Annotated in this window: 24 protein-coding genes; 12 read left to right on the top strand and 12 right to left on the bottom strand. The window is 38.6% G+C overall.

From position 1 onward, the window contains the following. Positions 1-262: 262 nt before the first annotated feature. Positions 263-898: a DUF1294 domain-containing protein gene (locus DSM106972_RS21630; RefSeq protein ID WP_127082655.1), complete on the top strand. Its 636-nt coding sequence runs from the start codon at positions 263-265 to the stop codon at positions 896-898. Positions 899-964: 66 nt separating this feature from the next. After that, on the top strand, positions 965-2203 hold the full coding sequence (locus DSM106972_RS21625) for a DUF4336 domain-containing protein (protein ID WP_127082826.1): 1239 nt from the start codon (positions 965-967) through the stop codon (positions 2201-2203). Between the two features lie 108 nt (positions 2204-2311). Here DSM106972_RS21625 and DSM106972_RS21620 read toward each other — a convergent pair whose 3' ends face one another. Continuing rightward, a complete protein-coding gene (locus DSM106972_RS21620; protein ID WP_127082654.1) occupies positions 2312-2518 on the bottom strand; it encodes a DUF6887 family protein in 207 nt (68 codons plus the stop codon). A gap of 237 nt (positions 2519-2755) precedes the next feature. Here DSM106972_RS21620 and DSM106972_RS21615 point away from each other — a divergent pair, with 237 nt between their 5' ends. Then, positions 2756-3304 carry a P-loop NTPase family protein gene (locus DSM106972_RS21615; protein WP_127082653.1) on the top strand — a complete coding sequence of 183 codons (549 nt, stop codon included), beginning with the start codon at positions 2756-2758 and terminating at the stop codon, positions 3302-3304. Positions 3305-3638: 334 nt separating this feature from the next. After that, positions 3639-4394, top strand: a complete 756-nt coding sequence (locus DSM106972_RS21610) for an SDR family oxidoreductase (RefSeq protein ID WP_127082652.1) — start codon at positions 3639-3641, stop codon at positions 4392-4394. Between the two features lie 41 nt (positions 4395-4435). Here the strand turns inward: DSM106972_RS21610 and DSM106972_RS21605 are convergent, their stop codons facing one another. Then, a complete protein-coding gene (locus tag DSM106972_RS21605) occupies positions 4436-6175 on the bottom strand; it encodes an ABC transporter ATP-binding protein (RefSeq protein WP_127082825.1) in 1740 nt (579 codons plus the stop codon). Positions 6176-6340: 165 nt separating this feature from the next. Beyond that, complete coding sequence (locus DSM106972_RS21600) at positions 6341-8212, bottom strand: bifunctional serine/threonine-protein kinase/formylglycine-generating enzyme family protein (RefSeq protein ID WP_127082651.1); 1872 nt, start codon at positions 8210-8212, stop codon at positions 6341-6343. A gap of 220 nt (positions 8213-8432) precedes the next feature. Here DSM106972_RS21600 and DSM106972_RS53650 point away from each other — a divergent pair, with 220 nt between their 5' ends. Continuing rightward, positions 8433-8642, top strand: a complete 210-nt coding sequence (locus tag DSM106972_RS53650; RefSeq protein WP_127082650.1) for a hypothetical protein — start codon at positions 8433-8435, stop codon at positions 8640-8642. A 128-nt stretch (positions 8643-8770) separates the two neighbouring features. Then, positions 8771-9250 carry a GxxExxY protein gene (locus DSM106972_RS21590; RefSeq protein ID WP_127082649.1) on the top strand — a complete coding sequence of 160 codons (480 nt, stop codon included), beginning with the start codon at positions 8771-8773 and terminating at the stop codon, positions 9248-9250. Positions 9251-9460: 210 nt separating this feature from the next. On the opposite strand, the gene DSM106972_RS21585 is transcribed toward DSM106972_RS21590, so the two are convergent. Beyond that, positions 9461-10066 carry an exopolysaccharide biosynthesis protein gene (locus DSM106972_RS21585; protein ID WP_127082648.1) on the bottom strand — a complete coding sequence of 202 codons (606 nt, stop codon included), beginning with the start codon at positions 10064-10066 and terminating at the stop codon, positions 9461-9463. A 604-nt stretch (positions 10067-10670) separates the two neighbouring features. Between DSM106972_RS21585 and DSM106972_RS21580 the strand changes: the two genes are divergently transcribed. Further along, entirely contained in the window at positions 10671-11072 is a 402-nt protein-coding gene (locus DSM106972_RS21580; protein WP_127082647.1) for a response regulator, read from the top strand. On the opposite strand, the gene DSM106972_RS21575 is transcribed toward DSM106972_RS21580, so the two are convergent. The 3 genes from DSM106972_RS21575 to DSM106972_RS21565 form a co-directional block, all read right to left on the bottom strand. Beyond that, positions 11069-12436: a DICT sensory domain-containing protein gene (locus tag DSM106972_RS21575; protein WP_127082646.1), complete on the bottom strand. Its 1368-nt coding sequence runs from the start codon at positions 12434-12436 to the stop codon at positions 11069-11071. The two genes, DSM106972_RS21580 and DSM106972_RS21575, sit on opposite strands and share 4 nt — an antisense overlap. 169 nt (positions 12437-12605) lie before the next feature. Beyond that, the gene (locus DSM106972_RS21570) at positions 12606-14108 is read right to left on the bottom strand and encodes a UDP-N-acetylmuramoyl-L-alanyl-D-glutamate--2,6-diaminopimelate ligase (protein ID WP_127082645.1); all 1503 of its coding nucleotides are present in this window, start codon (positions 14106-14108) and stop codon (positions 12606-12608) included. A 146-nt stretch (positions 14109-14254) separates the two neighbouring features. After that, positions 14255-14548, bottom strand: coding sequence for a glutaredoxin family protein (locus tag DSM106972_RS21565; RefSeq protein WP_127082644.1), 294 nt, complete (start codon positions 14546-14548; stop codon positions 14255-14257). Between the two features lie 53 nt (positions 14549-14601). On the opposite strand from DSM106972_RS21565, the gene DSM106972_RS21560 reads away from it, so the two are divergent. Together DSM106972_RS21560 and cobA are read left to right on the top strand one after the other, a co-directional pair. Next, positions 14602-15399, top strand: coding sequence for a sirohydrochlorin chelatase (locus DSM106972_RS21560; RefSeq protein ID WP_127082824.1), 798 nt, complete (start codon positions 14602-14604; stop codon positions 15397-15399). Beyond that, a complete protein-coding gene (cobA, locus tag DSM106972_RS21555; protein WP_127082643.1) occupies positions 15396-16187 on the top strand; it encodes a uroporphyrinogen-III C-methyltransferase in 792 nt (263 codons plus the stop codon). Before DSM106972_RS21560 ends, cobA begins: the two co-directional genes overlap by 4 nt. Here the strand turns inward: cobA and DSM106972_RS21550 are convergent. From DSM106972_RS21550 to DSM106972_RS21540, 3 genes are all read right to left on the bottom strand, one after another. Then, the gene (locus DSM106972_RS21550) at positions 16136-17188 is read right to left on the bottom strand and encodes a phosphodiester glycosidase family protein (RefSeq protein ID WP_127082642.1); all 1053 of its coding nucleotides are present in this window, start codon (positions 17186-17188) and stop codon (positions 16136-16138) included. The two genes, cobA and DSM106972_RS21550, sit on opposite strands and share 52 nt — an antisense overlap. A 207-nt stretch (positions 17189-17395) precedes the next feature. After that, a complete protein-coding gene (locus DSM106972_RS21545) occupies positions 17396-17833 on the bottom strand; it encodes a hypothetical protein (protein ID WP_127082641.1) in 438 nt (145 codons plus the stop codon). A 390-nt stretch (positions 17834-18223) separates the two neighbouring features. Further along, complete coding sequence (locus tag DSM106972_RS21540; protein ID WP_127082640.1) at positions 18224-19036, bottom strand: carbon-nitrogen hydrolase family protein; 813 nt, start codon at positions 19034-19036, stop codon at positions 18224-18226. A gap of 153 nt (positions 19037-19189) precedes the next feature. On the opposite strand from DSM106972_RS21540, the gene DSM106972_RS21535 reads away from it, so the two are divergent. The 3 genes from DSM106972_RS21535 (at position 19190) to DSM106972_RS21525 (ending at position 20701) form a co-directional block, all read left to right on the top strand. Next, positions 19190-19780, top strand: coding sequence for a MarC family protein (locus tag DSM106972_RS21535; RefSeq protein WP_127082639.1), 591 nt, complete (start codon positions 19190-19192; stop codon positions 19778-19780). A 224-nt stretch (positions 19781-20004) separates the two neighbouring features. Further along, positions 20005-20307: a type II toxin-antitoxin system HigB family toxin gene (locus tag DSM106972_RS21530; protein WP_127082638.1), complete on the top strand. Its 303-nt coding sequence runs from the start codon at positions 20005-20007 to the stop codon at positions 20305-20307. Continuing rightward, complete coding sequence (locus DSM106972_RS21525; protein ID WP_127082637.1) at positions 20288-20701, top strand: helix-turn-helix domain-containing protein; 414 nt, start codon at positions 20288-20290, stop codon at positions 20699-20701. Before DSM106972_RS21530 ends, DSM106972_RS21525 begins: the two co-directional genes overlap by 20 nt. Positions 20702-20922: 221 nt before the next feature. Here DSM106972_RS21525 and DSM106972_RS21520 read toward each other — a convergent pair whose 3' ends face one another. Further along, entirely contained in the window at positions 20923-22020 is a 1098-nt protein-coding gene (locus DSM106972_RS21520) for a hypothetical protein (RefSeq protein ID WP_127082636.1), read from the bottom strand. 20 nt (positions 22021-22040) lie between these two features. Then, positions 22041-23873, bottom strand: coding sequence for a trypsin-like peptidase domain-containing protein (locus DSM106972_RS52585; RefSeq protein ID WP_201800764.1), 1833 nt, complete (start codon positions 23871-23873; stop codon positions 22041-22043). Positions 23874-23969: the final 96 nt, after the last annotated feature.

The following is a 23969-nucleotide window of genomic DNA, read 5'->3' as shown; positions in this document are numbered from 1 at the left end:
AAAGTAATATATTAAATTGATAATCATTATTGTCATGCTGAGGAACGTTAACGCAGTTTTCCCGCAGGGTAGCATCTCAGGTATTATATTAATCATTATTGTCATGCTGAGGAACGTTAACGCAGTTTTCCCGCAGGGTAGCATCTCAAGTATTGTTCAGAAACTTTTGAGTATAATAAGTGGCTAGGCAATTTGACGCTGCTAATTAGGCAGTTATTGAAGTTTGTTGCTTGAGATATTATACGTCACGTAAGGTTTGTACATGAAACCCGGTTTACAAAAAGGACAACTGATAAGGTGGAAAGATGACCGAGGGTTCGGATTTATACAACCTGCTGACGGTAGCAAAGAAGTCTTTCTGCACATCTCTGAACTAAAAGACACAAATCGGCGCCCAGTAGCAGGTGATACTATTTACTATTACGTTGTACCAGAAAAAGGCGGAAAACTTCGTGCAAGCAAAGCTTACATTGAGAGTGGAACACCCAACGCAGTATCTTCTAATAGCAAAGGTGCATTTAAAACCAGGTCTTTATCTAAAGTCCCAGTATTCAAAACAATCTTAGTATCTAGCATACCGTTATTTGGGGCAGTCCATTTTGCATTAACAACTACTATTGTGTTCCCACTCATTCTTTATGCTGTAATGAGTTTATTGACTTTCGGGCTGTACGCGGACGATAAATCTCGTGCCCAAAAAGGAAAATGGAGAACTCCAGAAAATACCTTACATCTATTTGAACTAACAGGTGGATGGTTTGGAGGATTTATAGCTCAACAAACTCTACACCACAAAAGCAGTAAAAGTTCATATCAGGCTGTATTCTGGACAATTGTTGTAATTCATTACACGCTTTGGTTAATATGGCTGCTTTTTGGTAAATCTTTATTAAGATAGCCACCCATAAACTTTTGCTAGAAATAGAAATATAGATAGTAGGTGGTTGTTTGAGCAAAGGCAATGATGACAGGGCAAGATAAGTTTAGTTTAAAATCTCAAATATCTAAAAGCGAAGATTCTAAAGATTGGTCTTGGCCATTTTGGTTTGCCGTACCATTTTATCCTTACGGCAGGCGCCGAACTGTAAAGAACGAAGTTATAAAAGATACGATTTGGACATTCGACCAGCTTCATGGCATTCTTTACACGATTACACCAATTAGGATGACGGTTGTAAAGTTAAAAGCGGGTGGTCTTCTTGTATATGCACCTGTGGCACCAACTCGTGAATGCGTCCGTATGGTTAATGAGATAGTAGCGAAGCATGGTGATGTTAAATACATAATATTACCAACCAGTTCAGGTTTAGAGCATAAAGTATTTGTCGGCCCCTTCGCACGATGTTTTCCTACAGCACAAGTATTTGTTGCCCCTCACCAATGGAGTTTTCCGTTTAATTTACCGCTTGGTTGGTTAGGGTTTCCTCAAAAAAGAACTCAGGAACTACCAACTAATGTAGAAATGGCGCCTTTTAAAGACGATTTTGATTATACGGTGCTAGATATAAACCTGGGACGTGGTTCTTTCGTCGAAGTCGCAATGTTTCATAAAAACTCACGCACATTGCTTGTAACAGATTGTGCATTATCTATTTCTGAAGACCCACCAGAAATAGTTCAACTAGACCCATATGCTTTGTTGTTCCACGCGCGAGATAATGCAACTGAAGTTATAGAAGACAACGCAGCAAACCGTCGCAAAGGATGGCAGCGTATTGCACTATTTGGAATTTACTTCCGTCCGAGTGCTTTGCAAGTAGCTGGAACATGGGAGTCACTGCGCGATGCTTTAAAAGCACCCGATAAATCTAGAAAAGCATACTTCGGTTTTTTTCCATTTCGGTGGAAAGACAACTGGCAAGAATCTTTTAATGCTTTGCGTGGTTATGGGCGCCCATTTGTCGCACCCATTTTACAAACATTGATTTTACCACAGGCGCCGAAGCAAGTACTCGACTGGGCAGACAAAATAGCCACATGGAACTTCGCACGTATAATATCCTGTCATTTTGACTCACCAATTCAAACAACACCGCACGAATTCCGCAACAGCTTCGCCTTCCTCGAACAAAATTCTTCCACAAGTCAAGCATTTGGATGTGCAGATGAACCCTTAGTAGAAGAAGACTTTAAATTTATTAAAGAACTCGAAGCCAATCTCGTCCAACGTGGTGTAGCTACCCCACCCAAAGAAAAAGTTTAATGTTTGTTACACTTATCTCTTGTGGAACGGGCATCCTTGCCCGTCCAACATTCAGGGCAGGCAGTCAGGCCTACCCCACAAGAAAAAGTTATGTATTTTTTTAACTGCCTAAAAAAGACGGCGCCGAATTTCTTCTTCTGCAATAAAAATATTTTCTTCTATAGGCGAGCCATCTTCTTTAAATAGTCGAGGCATAGTTTTCCACTTCAAACTAGGATGATGAAATAAAAACCGAATAGCTTCCATATCATCTGGATGTTCCAAAACATACATTCGGATTTCAAGTAAGCTCATTTCTTGAAAATTAGGTTTCATCTATAAACCTCCACATTTCATTGAGCATTTATCACTATAGTAACTTTATCTAAGCAAACTATGGTTATGCCATTAGATATAATGGATTTCTTAATAGATTTCTTTGTGACCTTTGTGGTTTATTCGTCTTACGCACAAAAACTAATTGACATGAAGCATTTACCACAGAGACGCGGAGAACACAGAGATATTTTGCTGGCTTTCCATGCGTTAAGATTTTGAAATTTAAGTAACTATATGAAAAAAGTCGCGGTGTTTGGCAATGCTGGAGGTGGAAAATCAACTTTAAGCAAGAGGTTATCAGAAATCACTGGTTTGCCACTTTACGTCTTGGACAAGATAAAAAATCCTGAAGGGGACACTGAGATTGCACAAGAAGACTTTAAGCGCGCCCATCAACAAATTTTAGCTACTGACCGATGGATTATTGACGGGTTTGGTTGCATGGAAACCATCTGGCAACAACTGAACGAGGCAGATAGTCTAGTTTTTGTCGATTTTCCACTATATGTACATTTCTGGTGGGTAACAAAACGACTAATTACAGGTTACTTTAAACCACCAGAAGGATGGCCTGAAAATAGTCCAGTATTAAAGAGTTCACTACTCAGCTACCGCGTACTTTGGTTATGTCATAAACATTTGACTCCAAAATATCGTGAGTATATCAAGCAAGCTCAAAGCATCAAAACTGTTTATCATTTTCGCTCGGCTAAACAGATTTCGCAATTTTTTGAATTAATTGGAAATGATAATCTCAATAGCACTCAGCAACCGCGACTATAAAATGCGCGCGTGGTAAAATGGACGCAGTAAATAAATAGCTTATGGCAAAAACATGACTGTTGCTCTAGTTAGGCGCCAGCCAAAAAACGCAGGTATAGTCATCTTTAACAATTAAAATTCGTAACTTCTGCGAGTCCAAAGGCTAGAACTATATTCAAATTTATCTTGGCATGGACAATACCATTAATATTTCATAATTGTATCTACCAAAAGAACTATTGCTTTAGTAGCCTTTTTACTGATAAATAATTTATTAGGTGTAAATAATCAATGATCTAAAGACGCGATATATCGCGTCTCTACAGTGTCAAATTTTTACAAATTCTTTAAAATTATGTTTTTAAAAGATAAAGTTGCAATCGTAACAGGCGCCAGTTCAGGAATTGGAAGAGCTTGTGCAATAGCTTTAGCAAGTACAGGCGCCATAGTAGTGGCAGCAAGTCGTCGTATTTCTGAGGGGGAAGAAACAATTCAGCTAGTTAAAGAAGCTGGTGGAGACGGTATATTTGTACAAACAGATGTCAGTAAAGAAGCGGATGTACAAAGATTAGTAGAAAAAACAGTTGCTTATTATGGGCGCTTAGATTTTGCTTGTAATAATGCAGGTATTGAACAAGTACCAACTCCTTTAAGCGAGCAAACAGAGACAGTTTTTGACGAGGTAATTAATACAAATGTCAAGGGAGTTTGGTTGTGCATGAAACACCAGATTCCCTACATGCTCGAAAATGGGAAAGGAGCAATTGTTAACATTGCATCAGCAGCAGGATTAATAGGCTGTCCTACAATACCTATTTACTGTGCAAGTAAACACGCTGTCATCGGTTTAACCAAATCTTTAGCAGTCGAATATGCTTCGCAAAAAATTCGTATTAATGCAGTTTGCCCAGGTGTAATTAAAACAGACATGGTTACGCGCGCAGGCGAAGTTAACCCACAATTTATTGAACACCTAAACAACATGCATCCGATGAAACGTGTTGGTACACCTGACGAAGTTGCGAATTCTGTTGTTTGGCTACTTTCAGAGCAATCATCTTTTATTACTGGACATACGTTAACTATAGATGGTGGTTTTGTTGCCCAGTAAATATTAAAATCCCCCAGACCCTAGAGTTGGGAGGATTAAATTCACCTTGATACACTAAATTGTTTTGTATATAAATTAGCGTAGCGTCCTTGAATATCTAATAACTCTTCATGAGTTCCAGATTCAACAATTTGCCCTTTTTCTAGAACTAATATTCTGTCGCTTTTCCGCACAGTAGATAATCTGTGGGCAATAACAAATACTGTTCTCCCTTCCATTAATCTTTCGAGTGCTTCTTGTACTAAAGCTTCTGACTCTGAGTCTAATGCGGATGTGGCTTCATCGAGAATAAGAATACGTGGGTCAAGGAGAACTGCACGTGCGATAGCGATACGTTGTCTTTGTCCCCCTGATAAATTAACACCACGCTCACCAACCACAGTATAATAACCATCAGGCATTTGGCTGATAAATTGGTGAGCATTGGCTATTTTAGCTGCATTCTCTACAGCTTGCATATCAAAAGTCTCTTGTCCAAAAGCTATATTTTCAGCAATTGTTCCAGAAAACATTGTAGTTTCTTGGGGAACTATACCTATCTGGCGCCGCAAGCTATTTAATGTCACATCACGAATATTGACACCATCGATAAATATATCACCGCTTTGAGGGTCATAGAAACGCGGCAACAAGTTTACAAAAGTTGTTTTACCTGAGCCACTGGCGCCAACTAGTGCAATTGCTTCACCTGGATATGCTAATAAACTAATATTATTTAAAACAGGTTCATTTGGTTTATAAGCAAAAGACACGCGACGATATTCAACTTTACCGCTAACTGTGGGGAGAATATCAGCATTGGGTTTTTCTTCAACTGCGGGTTTAATAGCTACTAACTCAAATACTCTATCTACCGATGCTTCGGCTTCTTTGAATAAATTATAGTTGGTTGTGGTGTGACCTACAGGGTCTATTAATAATGCGGCGCCACTTAGAAAGCTAAAAAACTTTCCAGTAGTTAAATTACCAGCAGAAATTTGCCAAGCTGCAAAGAAAAGTAACAATAAGAAACTTAAAGCCTGTAAAAATCCGACAATTGGTACTTGAATAGCTTTCAAACGCTCCGTAGAATACTTGGCGCGCATAGCAACTTCTGCTTCCTTACCAAACCGTGCAATTTCGTATGCTTCCGCAGCAAAAGCTTGAACTATTCTAATACCATTAAAAACTTCGGTTAAAATCGCTGATAAATCTGATACTTGGTTTTGACTACGACGCGAGTATTTTTGTAGTCTTTCTCCAAACCAAGCAATCAACACCAACATAATTGGTACAACTAATAAAGTTGCCAATGTTAATTGCCAGCTAAGATACACCATATATATGGGAATCGCTACTAGCTGCAACGCACAGGGAATAAAATCATGTAATAGCTTGTGAACCGCTTCGCCAACTCTATCAACATCCTCAGTAACGCGGTAAGATAAATCACCAGCTTTTGCAGTCTCAAAATAGCTCAAATTAAGCTTCTGCAAGTGCCCATATACATTTTTACGTAGATTAAAAGATACTCGCAGCGCCGCCTTTGCCATGTAAATATCTTGCACTGACTGAAAGAAACCGCGTACAAGAAACACACCTCCCAAAATACCAGCAAGTTCAGCAATAGCAACAACGTTACCATTACCAAAAGGCGCCGATAGTTTCTGCACCAGATGCATTAAAGTTAAAGTAGCGAGAACATAACCTAAAATACCAATAAATCCCGTGGCAATATGGCGCCATTGAGGACGTATATACGGTAGAAGTTGCCAATAATTAGAACGGTTCGAGCTTTTCACCACACCACACACTATATTTTATTCTCTAAGACGCTACCAGATGAAGAGTAGTTTCTGATAGGCTAGCCTAAAACAAAAATTAGCCCTCTTCTTGTGGAACGGGCATCCCGAACCGTCAATATTCAGGGCGGGCAAGGATGCCCACCCCACAAGAAAACATTGAAATTACAAGCTTACTACGACTCGAAAACCGCATATTCGTAAACCACCGTCTGACTCGTTCCAACTGCGACTAGCGCTACGACATAGTACGGGACTAAAGCTCCATGAACCTCCGCGCAATACTCGACGATTTTTGTCTCCCTGCCATTCCCATACACTACCATCGGTCGGCGCCCCTACATAATTATTGTGCCAAGGGTCAGCGCACCATTCCCATACTTGACCGTGCATGTCGTATAGTCCAAAGGAGTTTGCGACTTCAAAGCTACCGACGGGAGTTGTTTCTTTACGGATTTTGGTTTTGGTTTCAAATTCAAACATTCTTGTTTCACTGTTACCACAGTTTGCTAGGTCGGGGGTAATCGTGTCTCCAAAGTGGAAGGGTGTGGTTGTTCCTGCTCGACAAGCATATTCCCATTCTGCTTCGCTTGGCAAACGATATTTACGTCCGGTTTTTTGATGCAAACGCGCGCAAAATTCTTGTGCTTCGTGCCAAGATACGTTTTCTACTGGACGATTGGCGCCTTTGAATTTAGATGGATGTGGGTTTAGTGATAGATTAATTTTAGGTAGATTTGAGACGGCACGCCATTGCGCTTGTGTTACTGGGTATTTGCCGATGCAGATTGGTTCGACTTGAACATTATGCTGGGGACGCTCGTCAGCATCACCCTCACCATCTATTGAACCCATCATATAGTTACCACCAGGTATTGACACCATTTCTAAGAAAACACCACTACCTAAATCTTCGGTAAAGAAACGCGCGTTTGCTCGTGTACGTTCAATTATTCGACCTTGTGTATCTAATGTAACAACATCAAAATCAAAAATGTGGAACTCTGGGTATAAATTTGATTCGGTTGATTTCGAGCGAGGAGTTGATATTGTTTGAGAGGGTATTTGCGCTGTCTCAAGTTGAGGAACAGTGGTCATTCCAAACAAACTTTTAAAGTTATTACTGTTTAAATCTTGTAGTACTTCTACTGCTGTTTGGTATCTTTCTCGCACTACATGTTTAAGTAATTTATCAAGAATATATCCTAGCTGTTCACTGACTTGGATATTTTTGGTTTTTGCGTATTCTCGCCATCTCCAATGTGCATTAATTGCATCATAAAGAGGGTCAGTTATATTACCATATGCATCTTGATAGGGTAAGCATTGTGTTAAAAGACGTATACAAGTTACACCTAATGAATATAAGTCACTTGCATGACAAGCAAAACCTGCCATTTGCTCGCTTGATGCATAACCTACTGTATAAATTACTGTTGCTTGTCGAGCTAAACTTGTTTGAGTGATTTGTTTGGCGCCACCAAAGTCAATTAACACTAATTTTTTATCACTATAACGACGTATAATATTTTCGGGCTTAATATCTCGGTGGATAACGTTGCGCGAATGGACAAAATCAAGTATAGGTAGAATATCTATTAAAACATGGCGAATTTTAGCTTCAGTATATGTAGTGTTTTGAAGCTCTTTATGTAGAGTATCTCCCTCAATAAATTCTTGCACTAAGTACAAACTGGCGCCTTGTTCAAAGTAAGCGAGTAATCTAGGTATAGAAGGATGATTTTCACCTAGTTCATATAATCTAAACGCTTCCTCTTTAAATAACTGTGCAGCTTTTGCACGTGAGGCAGTTCCCTGAACTTGGGGTACAAATTGCTTGACGACACAGGAACCATCAAGTCTATCAACATCTTCAGCATAATATGTCCTGCTAAAACCACCCTCACCTAACAACCGGATAACGCGAAAGCGGTTTCTTAACAAGTCACCAAAGTTGCTATGTCCGCAGGTCGTGCAAAACCGATTACCGTCTGCGTTAAATGGATTTGAGCAATTGGGATTTTGGCAGATTCGCATGGTTATTGAGATGTTGCATCGTCCAAAGTTAGCCCCAATATCATGATTTTGAAAGTGTTTGTGTATTGTTTAAATTTGAAGTTTTTCTAAGTACGATTAAATATTTTTTACCTATTAATTTATCCGTAATTAGAGTTTAACAATTTCCTTTACAATATCAATTTAATATGGGCACTTTTATTGGAATTATAGGGCGAATATTACCTTAATAGGGTAAGTTTTGTCAAGGATTGGCAACGGATGTAACGGATGTAACGGATGGGTTTATCAGGTACAACTATGGGGTGTGATTGGCAACGGATGTAACGGATGTAACGGATGTAACGGATGTAACGGATGTAACGGATGGGGCTGTGAGATTTACTTTGATTTATTCGTTTTCGATTTGTTACAAAATATTTTTTATATATTGCCATTGTCTAATACTTAAAATACTTTAGTACTAAGCAGTGATTATAAGCAATTGGCACTTTTTGTATTTGATATATTTAGGAAATGCTAGGGTTTGTCAATGTTTATATAGTTGTATTTTAAGAATGCATAAAGATATTATAAAAAATGGAAAAAACTTTTACTAATATCCCACATCAAGATATTACCTATGCTATTATCGGCGCCGCAATGCGTGTTCATCGTAGGATGATTTGTGGTTTAAAGGAGATACATTATCAGCGCGCGCTTACTCAAGAGATGTGTGAAGCTGGGTTAATTGTAGAAGAAGAATATCATATTGAAATTTATGATGATCAAATATGGTTAGGAAGATTGTATCTTGACCATTGGGTCAATGAGTGTGTAGTTGTTGAGGATAAAGCATTTTCTCATCCATTAGGAGACAAGGAAATAGCACAAACAATTGCTTATTTAGCAGCTACACACGCAAAAGTAGGTTTATTGCTAAACTTTGGGAGGAAGCGTTTAGAATACAAGCGAATACTACCCCCAAAGTCATTAGACAACTGGCAGCAAGAAATACAACCCTATCTCTGGACACCTCACCAAACTGGTCAACAATTACAACAAGGACAAAGCTCATAGCAAAAAAGCTTGCAATAACTTAAACAGCAGACACTTCAACGGGTGACATTCAAAAAACAATTCATCCGTTGTCAAGCACACCCCACAACCAAGCGAACAACCCATCCGTTACATCCGTTCTATCCGTTGCCAGTAAATTTACTTATTTTATGAAGAGTTTGTATGTAAATCAAAGATGCTTCGTTCTTCAGCATGACAAAGTTACGGTAATTAGAGCAACAACAATAAAAGTGCCGGACTAATGCCGGTGATCATCGCACTGACTGCAATGATTAGCCCGTCTTTTTCAATCAAACCAAGACAGATGAGAACGATGACGACTGCGGGCAGCATATTCCCAAACGGAATAGGCAGGGCAATGATGAAGCTGAGGAACAACAAAACTACGCCGACACCGCGTTCTGCTTCAGGGCTGGTAAAAAACGGCAAGCGGGGTTGAACAAAGTATTCCAGCTTTTCGAGAAGAGTGATGGCGCCCTTAATTACCTGCTCACAGTGTTCTCGTTTGAAAGGCTGGTCTAGCAACTGGTCAGGCAACCAAGGCTGCTGAAATCCAAGCACTAACTGACCGGAAACCAGCATTAAGGGCACGGCTACAAGGGCAGAAATACCAGCGATAGGAAGCGGGAGGGCTTCAGGCAAAGCGCAAATCAGCAGGGTTGGACCAAACGCTCTATCTCCCATCTCGTTCAGCAGGTCTCGGAGGCGGACTTCATCCCCTTGATGCTGGTCTAAAAATCGTTGCAGCAGTTCAGAGATTCGCAGCGTATTGTCAGAAGTTTCAGAGTGTTGAACAACTGGTACTAGTGCATTCATTTTATTTAGCCAATATTAAAACTGTGGCTTTGATTATAACGTCTCAGATGTAGGGTTATTTCATACCAAAGATTGACTTTAATCGTTTGAAGCTAAACCTAAAACAACATGGTGTGAAAATGATTAACTAATATTATGTAAATGATTATAAACCTATATTTAAAGAGTTAATATCAGGCTGGTATAACTCTCGCCAAATTAATACAAACAATAAATGGTACAAGTTATTATAAAAAATTTAAAGAAGCGTAATGATTTAGTTTACCAATCGGGACTAGACCAATTTAACTCAAACACTTAACATTTTGTATTTTAACAATTGGAGCATCCCAGATGCTTCGTTCCTCAGCATGACATTCGTACCTCAGCATGACAGAAGTCTGTATTTTACCCGTTTGCAGTATATTTCAAAAATCAAATTAACAATCTTGTGGGGTGGGCATCCTTGCCCGCCCATTTTACACAGAACGGGCAAGGATGCCCGTTCCACAAGAAAGCTCTAAATATATTACCTCTAGACATGTCTAAAGTAAGAGGACGGTTTTAGTTGAAGTTGGGAGAATAAGCATATAAATCAATAATATATGAATTATCAGCTAAATATATGTATATCACTGGAAAAAAACTAGACAATTTGAGCCGAAGCGTTTTGGTAGTCGATGATATTTTAGACAACTGCATGATGTTGCAAACGCTTTTGGAAACTGAGGGTTACGAGGTTAAGATAGCGGAAGATGGTTACGAAGCGTTGGATATTATTGAATCTTCGCCTCCAGGGTTAATTTTAATGGATATGATGATGCCTGGAATAAACGGGTTGGAAGTTGCTAAACGCATTCGACGCAACAACAATTTACCTTTTATTCCTATTTTACTGCTGACGGCTTGGGATAATGTATCTGATTGTGATGATTTTGATAAGAACATAGATGGATATATTAGTAAGCCTATCGATTTTGATAGACTCTTTTCTGAGGTTGAAACACTTACTCAATCTAAAAATTAATGCTTTTCTGGGGTTGCTGTAAGTTGAACGGTAAAGGTAGTGCCTTCTGTTAATTTACTTTTGACTGAGATATTACCGCCAGATTTTTCTAGGTAATATTGAACCACACTTAGCCCAAGTCCGGCGCCTCCTGGTTCTTCAATGCTGGGTGGACGATGACTGTAAAAACGGTTGAATATTTTGGGTAGTTCACTTTCAGCGATACCTATACCAGTATCACGAATTTCTAGGTAAACGTATTCTCCAGAAGTACGCGCTTTCACCCAAACTTGTCCTCCTTCGGGTGTAAATGTAATACTATTTGCAAGTAGATTAATCATTATTTGTCTAAGTCCACCAACAATGAATGATACCGGTGGTAACTCTGTTGGTACTGTATATGCCAGCATGATACCTTTTTCGTTAGCTAGCGGTTGATAAGTGCTAACAACACCAGGAATAATATCCGAAAGACGCACTGTCTCAAAATTGGCAGATTGTAAGCTTCTTTCTAATTCCACTAATTCTAAAACACCACTAATAAGCACCGTTTGACGGTCACACTGGTTATTCAGCATTTGCTGATACCGTTGTCGCTGTAATGTTTTGAGTGAAGGTGAGTTAAACAACGATAAAGCTGTTTTCATATGAGTTACTGGTGTCCGCAACTCCTGACAAACTTGAATTAAATAATCGTCTTTTTGCTGTAGCGTAGTATACAAATTTTGATTTCGTTGCTTTAATGTCTCAAGCCGCTTTTTACTACGAGTGACGCTTATTTCTTCCTGGCGCCGCATTTGCTTTACTATTAAGTTACTCAGTAATGCTGGTTCTGTATTGTTTATAGAGTTATCAGCTTCAGCTTTTAATGGCAAAGATGCTGTTACTTGCTGTATAATGCCATGTTCATAAGAAGTAATAGCAACTAAAAGGGGTTTTGACTTATTGGCGCCGGTTCTTTTGATGCGACTTCTAGAAGGACGTAACGCTACAACCAAGCTGCAAAATTTGGGAGACTCAACAATCCAAAAATACTCACGCTGCAACTGATTCGAGTTTAAATATATAGGTGAATGCGACGAAGACTGAGAAAGGGTATCTTTAGATGTCGCTTTAATCTCCTTATTACCAGTTAAATGATATGTGTAAATAGTTGCTCCTGGTAATGCGCGTTTTTCATAGCGTTGAAGCTCGGAGTGCCAAATATTGCCTTTTGGTAGCTTTACCCATAAAGTCGCTGGTATTTGTTGTTCAATTAACAAATCAATTTGCGCGCGCAAGGTAGCAAGCAGCGCGGAAGGGGTAACGGCAAAAGTATTGGGAGCATTTTCGGCGCCTGCTGCCAATTTATATATAGAAAAGTCTTGAGTCAGAGATACGTTCATGGGTAAAGCAAAACCAAGCTATTAAGAAGTCAGTATAAAGCAATAAATAATACTGCCTTACATTGTCACCTGGATGTGTCCATTTGTAACAAAATTATTTTTGCAACGGATACAACAGATGTAACGGATAAATGAAAAAACCATCCGTTACATCCGTTACATCCGTTGCCTATTTACCTTTCGCTCTTTCAGCTAAAGCTTCGCGTGCGTGTTCTCGGTCGTCAAAGTGAATTTTTTCGGTTCCAAGAATTTGGTAATCTTCGTGTCCTTTACCTGCAAGTAATATTCCATCACCTGGTTGTGCTTGTAAAATTGCTGTGCGGATAGCTGTCGCACGGTCGCTTAATACAAGTGGTTTAACTGTTTCGGGAATACCTGCCAAAATATCTTGTAAGATTTTTTCGGGGTCTTCTGTACGTGGGTTGTCTGAAGTTACAACTGCTATATCAGCAAGTTCTGCGGCTATTTTACCCATTTTGGGACGTTTGGTTCTGTCTCTATCTCCACCACAGCCAAATACGCAAATCATTTTGCCTGGTATAAATGGACGCGATGCTTTTAATAAGTTTTCTAAGCTGTCGGGAGTATGGGCATAGTCTACTATGACGCTGATATCTTGCACTGTTTCTACTTGTACTCGTTCCATTCTTCCAGGTACACCAGGAAAGTCGGTAATGGCGCCTGCAATTACTTCTAGCTCGATACCGAGGTGTAAAACTGCTCCTACTGCTGATAGTAGATTTTCGAGGTTGTATTGACCGACAAGAGGTGAACGGAATGCTACGTCTCCCATTGGGGTGTGCATTGTGCCGCTTACACCATTTGGCTCGTAGCTTAAATCACTCATCCATAAATCGGCGCCGGAGTTATTAACGCTGTAACTCCAAGTTTTGTCTTTACCTAAAGCTTCAACTAAACGTTTTCCATAAGCGTCATCTATATTAATAATGGCTCTGCCACCAAGATATTCTGGAGTAAACAACAAGGCTTTTGCGGAAAAATAATCTTCCATGTCCTTGTGGTAGTCTAAATGGTCTTGGGTTAAGTTACTAAATACGGCAACTTCAAACTGACATCCCGAAACTCTTCCTTGAGCCAAAGCGTGGGAACTTACTTCCATTACTCCATATTCATTTCCCGCATTTACTGCTGCTGCGAGTTGTTTTTGGAGTTCGACAGCAAAAGGTGTGGTGTGTACGGCAGTTTCGTTAAACCCTTTCCAACGAGTGTAAAGAGTTCCCATTAAAGCTACTGCTTTGTCTGCACGTTCTAAAAAATATTCGATTAAATGGCTAGTTGTGGTTTTACCGTTAGTACCTGTTACTCCTACAAGCTTCATCGCGTGTCCAGGATAACCATAAAAAGCTGCGGCTAATTTTGCACAAACTTTGGTCATGTCAGAAGCAACTATCACACAAGCACTTTCTTGCCCTGAAGGAGGTACTTTTTCGGCTGCTTGTTCAGATATTACCGCAGCAATTGCTCCGGCGCCGATTGCACTTTCCCAAAATTCACCACCATCAACGCGGGTACCTGGCATACCTATAAATACATCACCCTGACTCGTAGCATGGGAGTTGGTTGTTAAACCGTTTATCTCCATATCCATTGATGGATGCTCGGCCAATTGCACTATATCTTTTACAGATGCTAATAGTTCACGCAGTTTCATATAACAATTCCATTCTAACTCCGCTTATTTTGCACCATTTTTCTTTTTATACAAATACCTATAGATACTTTTTTTTAGAAACCGGGTTTCTTTATAGATAGCTTGTAATAAAAACAAAAATTTTGCATAGAAACCCGGTTTCTTTGTTATAAGTACTTTTGCAGCATTTGCGCTAGTTGTTTGACGGTAGCGCGCGGAGATGGGCGAGATATCATTCGTTCGACAGCATTGCCATTATTTTCTGTATCTTGCGCGACAAAAAGCACAGGAACTTCGTATTCATATGCTTGATACCAATCATCGTGCGTTGTAATGTCACGAAGTTCGATTTGCAGGTTGATATCCGAATTTAAATCTGGTGTTGTGGCTATTTGTTCGAGTTTTTCTTGTAACCCTTCACAAAGATGGCAACCAGGTTTGCTGTATAAGATTAGTTTCATAATGTTGCGATAGTATAAGTTATAATTAACTTTTGTAACATAACTGAATGCCAATGTTATCTGCGTACCTGCTAGTTTCTCACGGAAGTCATGACCCACGTCCAGAAATTGCAATGTCGCATCTTGCTTTCTCTGTACAGTCACGTTTCCAGAAAATCGAAAGTCAACAAGACAAGATTAGTTACAGTAAGTACGCTGGTGGTGTTGCGGCGCCTCCTCAATGTGAGACTAAATATGAGACAGTTGGTACAGCTTATTTAGAGTTACAACCTCAACCACTGCATTTGCAAATAGTAGAGTTTGCTCAAAATATTCTGTCACGCTCAACCGAACAATCACTGCACCTCAAAATTTTACCTTTGTTCCTTCTTGCGGGAGTCCATGTTATGGAGGATATTCCTACAGAAGTTGAAGCTGCACAAAGAATTTTAGGCGATAATGTCGTAATTGATTTACAACCTTATATAGGTTGTCATGGTGGTTTGGTTGACTTAGTTCGCTTACAAAAGAATAGTATTCGGGCGCAAAAGTATATATTATTGGCACATGGCAGTCGTCGGCCGGGTTTTGAACATCATACCGAAACGCTAGCGGCAAATTTAGGTTTAACTACAGCATATTGGGCAGTACAGCCAAAGTTAGAGTCACGAGTAAAAGAATTTGCTTCTTCTGGTTATAGAGAAATTGCGGTTATCCCATACTTTTTATTCGCGGGTGGCATAACTGACGCTATCGAAACTACGATAGAAAAGCTAGAATTACAATTTCCTGGGGTGAGTTTAAAATTAGCGCAGCCACTGGGAGTCAACGAAGAATTTGCTGATTTAATTTGGGATTATTTGCATAAATGAATTGCACCGAGATTAAAAAGAACGAATTTGTAGGAAAAGTATATCTTGTTGGTGCGGGTCCTGGCGACCCTGGATTATTTACGCTCAAAGGGAAAACGTTGCTTGAATGCGCGGATGTGGTAATTTATGATGCCTTGGTGAGTCCGGAAATTCTCGCAATGATTAACCCGCAAGCAGAGAAAATTGATGCAGGAAAGCGCAAAGGTAGGCATTCGCTGTTACAAGAAGAAACTACGCAGTTAATGATTGAGAAAGCGCAGTCCAATGCTATTGTTGTGCGGTTAAAAGGTGGCGACCCGTTTATTTTTGGACGTGGTGGCGAGGAAATGGAAGAGTTGATAAATGCGGGAGTGTCCGTAGAAGTTGTGCCCGGTATTACATCAGGCATAGCGGCGCCTGCTTACGCGGGTATTCCTTTGACTCACAGATTATATAGTTCATCAGTAACGTTTGTCACAGGTCACGAAGCCGCAGGTAAATATCGTCCTGCTGTAAATTGGCAAGCGATAGCCCACGGTTCTGAGACAATAGTGATTTATATGGGCATTCACAATTTAGCTTATATAGTTGACGAATTAGTAGGGGCAGGTTTGAGTAAAGAAACACCTATTGGTTTAGTTCGTTGGGGAACACGTTCTAATCAAGAAGAGTTAATAGGTGTACTCGAAACTATTGTTGAGCAAGTGGAAAAAAGTAAGTTCGAGGCGCCTGCTATTGTGGTAATTGGGGCAGTAGTTCAACTACATTCTGTTTTAACTCCTGCTGTTGGTATTAATGCGACGACGTGAGGTACTGGACGAGGAATATAACCAACTAACGATTTTCCTTCCATTGCTAAAGAAGTACTGGCGCCAGAGTCTAGCATTACAGCATTTTGTAATGCTGCTTTGGCGAGCATAATTGCTAAATTAGCAGAATCAACAGGTTTTGTAGAAACACCAATTGTTGGAACTCCTGTTTTACTTATGCCCCAAAATGCTCTGTGACGTGCAACATCCGCACCATAAAGATTTTTAAAGCTACTCGCAACGCTTGGTTGACCGTTTTTGAGCAAAAAGGCGCCTGCAACAAAAGCATCAGTAACATCTGCCATTTCAGCTTGGATACCAGCGAGAGTATTATGCTTGTCTGGGTCAAATTCAATATAGCGAGCTTTACGAGGACTAATTAATACTAAAGGTCGTCCCGTAAGTTTTTTGTTTTCGCTGTTGTTACCAGGAATAAATTGGTTATTCACCTGGCTTAAAACTGGCCCAATCATTACATTAGAAGTTAAGTATTTTAGTGAGAAGAAAGTTCCATCTACTGCGGCAACAGCGTTTGTTCCACTTTTCGCTAAAATTTCTGGCACTTGATACCGACTATCCGCGTGGATAGTTATTGGTTTACCACCAGAGATAAGAATTAATGAAACATTATCGATAGTTATTTCTGTTTTTTGAACGGGACTATTGAAATCAAAATCGAAGTTGAAAAAAGGAGAGACTGCTTGCTTCCAAATTTGAGTATAAAGACGCAATGGTTTTTCAATAGTGACTGTATGTAAAGGTACACTACTAGCTATAATTTTAAATAAATTTTGAATCAAAGAATTTGATTCGTTAAGCACAGTAGGCATTTTGGGTGTAGATACTAAGCGAGCAATTGGTTGGAGACCGAGATTAGTGTTGCATGTATTTGAAGTAACTTTTGCAGATTCAGCAACACATAAATTCGGAAATAACAGAAATATTACCGTTATACAGTAGGCGGTAATAAATAGTTTATTTTTTTTAGGAATTAACGTCATACTTCCTTTCCAGAGATTTGCGATTTTGTAATCGTAATTACTCTGATTTATAAAGATGGCATTAATACCCTAAAATTTTACTGTTAAGAGGTAACGATGATAAATGTAAGAAGAGCTTAAGTGTTACGAAATGTGGGTTTGGTGCGTAACACTACAATATTATAAATTATAAGATTGTAGTTGGGTTACGCAAAGCCTCCACCCAACCTACGTTTTATTTACAAGGGGTGCCTGTATGTTCGTTTCATCTGTTTGGCATACTCCTATTTGATTAACAAAACCATTACAATGAATTCTTCTTCGTCTTGAATTTTCTCCTCCTCTGTTTCTTTCCGTATTGTTGTTTTCTCTGTCACGTTCCCTATCATTTCTATCGCGTTCATTGATACCATCTCTGTCGCGTTCAGTATCATTTCTATCGCGTTCATTAGTTCCGTCTCTATTGCGTTCAGTATCTCCTATTCCGCGTTCAGTATTACTATCTCTATTCCGTTCAGCGTCGCTCCTCGTTGGGGTTGCAAACGGTTCTTGTGTAGAGAAAGGGTCGTCTTGCGGTGTTCGCCGTTGAGGTGGGTTTCGGAGATTACAGCCTGCAAGTAAACACTGAGTTACAATTAGAGAAAAGACTATAATTCGAGTCCTCAATTGGTGGTACCTTCTACAATCAATTTGGTTTAGATGCTTCTATTGTGAATAAAAAGATTGAGAACGGCACAAAATTTTCCAGTTTTCTTAAAGGATTTTTTATTAGTAGTTATTTGATGGATAGTTGAGGGCTGAGTGCTGAGTGTTGAGTGTTGAGTGCTGAGTGCTGAGTGCTGAGTGTTGAGTGTTGAGTTATGAGTTATGAGTTATAAGTTCCTTGTCATGCTGAACGTAGTGAAGCATCTATATAACTTATCGAAACTTTTAAGATTCTTCGCTGCGCTCAGAATGACAATCTAATATCTTCTTTAACTCCTAACTCCTAACTCCTAACTCCTAACTCCTAACTCCTAACCTTACTCAGCACTCAGCACTCAGCACTTTCTACTTTTAAACAAAGACTCGATGTTGAAGACTGGGCATTTGGCGCCGCACTTGTTCGAGTCGAGAGGGGTTAATTTCAGCGATGGCGACACCAGGTTTTTCGCCTGCATCTGCTAAAATGCTTCCCCACGGGTCTATAATCATTGCATGTCCATGCGTTTGGCGCCGTGCGTAGTTAATGCCAGTTTGGGCAGGGGCAATAACATAACAAGTGTTTTCAATAGCTCGCGCTTGCAGCAAAACTTGCCAATGGTCTTTTCCTGTAAACGCTGTAAATGCAGCAGGTACAAACAAAATATCTGCTCCTTGGTGCGACAGGTAGCGGTAAAGTTCAGGAAAACGAACGTCGTAACAAACCGAAAGCCCAATACAACCAAGTTTCTCTGTGGAACAAACTTGGGGTAGTTCGGTACCTGCCATTACTGTACTGGACTCACGATATGTATTACCGTCAGGAACGTTTACATCAAAAAGATGAACTTTACGGTAACGACTTAGTTCTTGCCCGCTGGAGTCAATAAGCAAAGCTGTGTTGTAAACTTTGCCGGAGTCGGTAGGGACAGGAAAGCCGCCGCCAAGGATAGCTATTTGATAGCGTTGCGCCATCGTTTTGAGGAACTTCTCAGTTTCGAGTGCAATATTATCGCTCTGGGAGAGCTTATCACTTTCTTCACCCATAAACGCGAAATTTTCAGGCAAACCCACCAACTGGGCGCCTTGATTTACAGCTAAATCAATAAATTCCTCAGCAGTAGCCAAATTTGATTGGACATCAGGGATACTGGTCATTTGAATAGCAGCGGCTAAATAAGACTTCATAGATTCGATTAACAACAGTCAAATAACGCGGAGCGCAAGTTATCAAACTACTATCATCACTCAAAAAAGCACTAATTAATAAGCAATATTGCATTTATAGTGGTCAAAATTGCGTTAGTTTTGTTATAAAGTCCTGATAATATCGGTAAATTTGTGGATACGTCAATTTTAATTAAAACTTTTGTTGCTGTTTTTGTGCTTGCTGATGCTGTAGGTAACATCCCCATACTCCTGGTACTGACCAAAGGGATGGAAGCAGAACAAAGAAGCAAAGTTATTAATAAAGCTGTTGCAGTAGCAATAATGGTCTTACTGCTTTTTGCATTCGGTGGAAAATTTATACTAAGTTACTTAGATATTAGCTTCGCCTCACTACGGGTAGCAGGAGGATTACTGCTGCTGTTAATTGCTCTGCAAATGCTTCAAGGTGATTTAGATACACCAGTAGTAGAGCAAGAGCGCGATATCGCCATTACCCCCCTAGCTTTGCCCTTACTAGCAGGCCCCGGAACACTGACAACCGTCATGTTACTAATGGCGGAATCACCAAGTCCACACGTCAGTGTAATTGTCGGTATTATAGCAGCAATGTTTGTTACCTGGCTAATATTAAGACTCGCCAACAACATCGACAAATGGATAGGCGCCGAAGGTGAAGTCATTATCACCCAACTTCTAGGCTTCTTACTAGCCGCCCTAGCAGTCCAAATTGGCAGCGAAGGCATAAAAGGACTATTCTTCTAACAAAACTTAACAACATTTAACAACGTAGGTTGGGTTCCACTATAGCGTAACCCAACAAAACCTACTTGCAACGGATACAACGGATGTAACGGATGATTTATACTGCAAACGGATAAAATACCAACTTGTGTCATGCTCTAGCTTGCTTCCCGCAGGGTGGAACGAAGCATCTTAAAAATTTCAACTTGTTTTAAGAGTAAATCAAATTAGCTAACAAAATTTCGATGCATATAATTACTCGCTCTAGGCTGAGGCAATTTTGGGAAAAGCATCCCGATGCGGAAGCTAGTCTAAGAAGCTGGTACGAGGCAACATTATTAGCTCACTGGTCAAACTTTGTTGAGTTACGTGAAGTTTTTCCATCAGCAGACCAAGTTAAGAAACTTACAGTCTTTAACATAAGTGGTAATAAATACCGCCTTATTGTTCTGGTAGACTATAATTATCAAAAGGTGTTTATCCGTTCTATTTTAACCCACTCAGAGTATGACAAGGAGGACTGGAAAAATGACCCTTGGTACACGTAATAACAATGCTTACATAGAATTATTCAAAACTTTTCCACCTCGTCCAATTACTTCTCACGAAGAATTTATTGCTACCCAAAAAGTAATTGATTCTTTAATCGATAAAGAAACTCAACTAACTAGCGATGAACAAGACTACCTAAATATTTTAGGTAGTCTTGTCTATGAATATGAGGAAAAGTATGTAGAGATACCACGAATATACGGGGTAGAACTGCTTAATACTTTATTATCAGACTTAAACTTAAGCGCTAAAGACTTAATTCCAATTTTTCATACAGAATCGAATGTCTCTGATATTTTAAATGGTAAAATAGATTTAACTGTTGAAGATATTGACAAACTTGCTAAATTTTTTAAGATTTCACCTGTTGCTTTCTTAAAAAATAAATAAGTTAGTATATTTTAAACTCTTTGCTCTATTTTCCTAAATCTCTTTAACAATATTATATATTGTTATTGCATAAATATGGAGTAAGCTACATTGTGTCTAGCATCGATGCTTTTAATGCTCTGCAAATGCTTCAAGGTAATTCGGAAACACTTGCAGTAGCAAAAGAGTGGGATATAGCAATTACTAAAATGGTTAGCTAACGAATGAGATAGTGTTTATCATTAACTTTTTGGATGGAAAAGTTCTTCTAAAATATCTAATTCTGCTTGTGTTGTAGCATCTACTTGCGGCAATGGTCGCTGCATAATCGAATAAAGTGAACGTTTTTGAACTTTTGAACCTTGTAAACCTAACTCCTTTAAAAAATCTTCTATTTTCATTACCATTTGGCTACGGTCAAACTTTGTGATATCAGGACTACGGTAAATAGTTGTTTTGATAGTAGGCAAAATAAATTTCTTTACTTTTTCATATTCTCCTAATAAAACTTCATCCTGGGCTTGAGCTACAAGCTCTTTTATGCTTTTTAACGACTCCCAATCTTGTTGTTTACGTTTTTCTATACGAAATAACATATAGCTGTAGCCTTGAAAAGGCTTGCTATCACGAATAAATAATTTATTTTTACCTGGAGAGGATTCTCGAAGATTATCATTTACAACACATAAATTATCTAAATTTAATTGATATTCTTCTGCCAAAATTATAGCAAAGTAGCCTTCACGCAAACAATTACTACTACCTCCATCTGCATCAGAGAAAGTTTGTTGGTAGCCTAACTCAAACTGCTGTTGTCCAATGTTAAGTAAATCTTCAATTCCTCGATATACTGGCTCTGCTAAATTTAGAACGCTTGATAGTTCGGCTACAGGCAATAATTTAGCAAATGTTCCTATAGTCTCAATAAATTTGCCTACGGGATCACTCGCTGCAATACTAAATAAACCAGCTTGGAATTCTACCAAACCTTGATTAAATGGGAAAAGCGGAGTGAGAGCATATCTATCTTGAATAAATTTATTCAAATTGCTGCTGCCAACATCTTTCAATTTACCAGGTGCCGCTAGATAGGGAATAGTAACTAGTTCTCCATCGTAATGAAAACGAGTGGCAGCATGTACTACTGGATACCGCTGTTTAAACCAGTCTACATCTTTAGATAAGTTCATATCCTCTAACCAGATACGGCAATAAGCATCACCAAGGCTAATAGGTGTATCATCAATGTCTATATCAACTCGATGTTTCGGCAAAAAAATAGTTGTATATTTTTTAGCTTCGCGGCTAAAACTTTCAGAGAGATTTTTGAATAAACTCATAAAATTATTCCTCTATCAGATTAAGTTAAATATGATGAAATTTGATTCCAAATTATACGGATGGGAATTCCTCCTGTTGTACCTGGTTCACAATTGCGGCCAATACCTACGTTGCCCTGATGAATAGCAACTACTTCCCATCCGCGATTAAAAATAGGGGCGCCAGAAGAAGCATTATCTGTTTTTAAATTATGGTCAATATAATCTTCTCCTACTTGCATTATTAGCCCTAAGTCAGAAACTAATGCTGGTTTTCCTTGCGGATGATGGATAATACGAATTTCCTGACCGCTATCTAGTATTTCATCACTAAGAATAGTTGTTTTTTGTTGAGAATAGCCTTTTATTTTGATTAGAGCGTAATCAGGACGATTATGATTACTGACAAAATTCATATCTACTTCAAATAAGTCTTTATCCGAGAGATAATTCCCAGTACTATAGTTCAAACGAACCCAAGCTTGTTTAGCCTGAGTTTTACTAAAAATATGATTGCAGGTAAGTAATAAGTCACCACCCACCAATACCCCTGTGCCAATACCTGTTCCCTTGGGCGATTCAATCCTACAAACACTACTACGAGCCTCTAAAGCTTTAAAATTTTCTTGACCTCGTTCAGTTAATTTTTTGAATAAATCTATATCTTGGTCTTCCAACTCATAACTTTCTTTTCGCTGAAGTAAATACTGCAATAAATTTATCATAGGATGATAATTGAATCGTTGTGTTGTATATTTATAATCCTTAAATTTTGCAACTATTATATTAGTAAATTCTACAGGAGCCTGATTAAAAATCATACTTCTGATGAATGAATTATCAACACCAGATGTGCTAAAAATACTTCTCCGATTATTAGAATTATCAATTTTAACAGTAAATAGCTTTTCTAAACTATCCACTAAACTTACAATATCTTCTTGCTCTAAAAACACTTCTGGATTCATAATATGATTGTCTGACCAACTGACGCTAAAATTTGTGTATGTAAAAATAGAATTGTCATATCCTGGAGGTAGAGGAAGCAATGATGAATTATAAACAGGTTCAGTTATTATTTGCTGAATATTATTATCTACTTTATAATTAGCTGTTTCTACACTATTGCTCAAAGTTGAAGTTATAATGGGAGATTTAGTTGAAGGCAAAGTAGAATTTTCTGAATTTAACTTTGACTGCAAATGCTCAATAAATTCTTTTGTATTAGTCAACTTGCTTGGATATTGTTTCAAAGCTCTATTAATTGGTTTGAGAATAGCTTCGTAGAGATTATTAATGTACTTTTCTCGTACAGCATATGATTTTTCTAATTCAGACGACCAATAATTATACCATTGGCAAAGTGATCTAAAGCTGTTTGGATGTGAGATTTTTATACCAATTTCTTGCATTAGATTTATTTCCAATGTAATTTTTCTATAAAGCGTTATATAGTTTTCTTCCTCACTCCTAATTAAATCAATGGGTTGCCCTTGATTAGCAACAGAAATCATTATGCCCTTTAATTTTTCAATTTTGGCTATAAAGTCTTCAAATTTTGATACTTGCCAGTCATCGAGTAAATCTTGCTGAGACTTATTTTTTACATAATATTGGCACAGAACAAAATCTGTTTGATTAAAAAAGTTCTTATATAAATCATGAACAAAGCTGGCTTTTGAAGCGTATCCACTTAAAGATGACCAGCAAGCTTTCCAATCATAAAGAGATTTAAATTGATTAGAATTCTCAATAAAAACCTCTTCATATTCAAGTAATTCGATTAAATCTACAACATCTTCGTATAATTGCGTGTAAATTTTCTCTTTCTCTCTAATTGGGTTACGGTACGCATCAGTTGCAACTGCAATCATAATTGATTGCAGCTTTTGAATTTTAGTGAAAAGTTCTTCAAGTTGTGCGAGAAGTTCCATAGACCAAATTTAATGCTTTTTAAATCTCAATTTGTA

The sequence above is a fragment of the Dulcicalothrix desertica PCC 7102 genome (assembly GCF_003991905.1).
Taxonomy (GTDB): domain Bacteria; phylum Cyanobacteriota; class Cyanobacteriia; order Cyanobacteriales; family Nostocaceae; genus Dulcicalothrix; species Dulcicalothrix desertica.
This window is presented reverse-complemented; position numbering and strand designations above follow the sequence as displayed.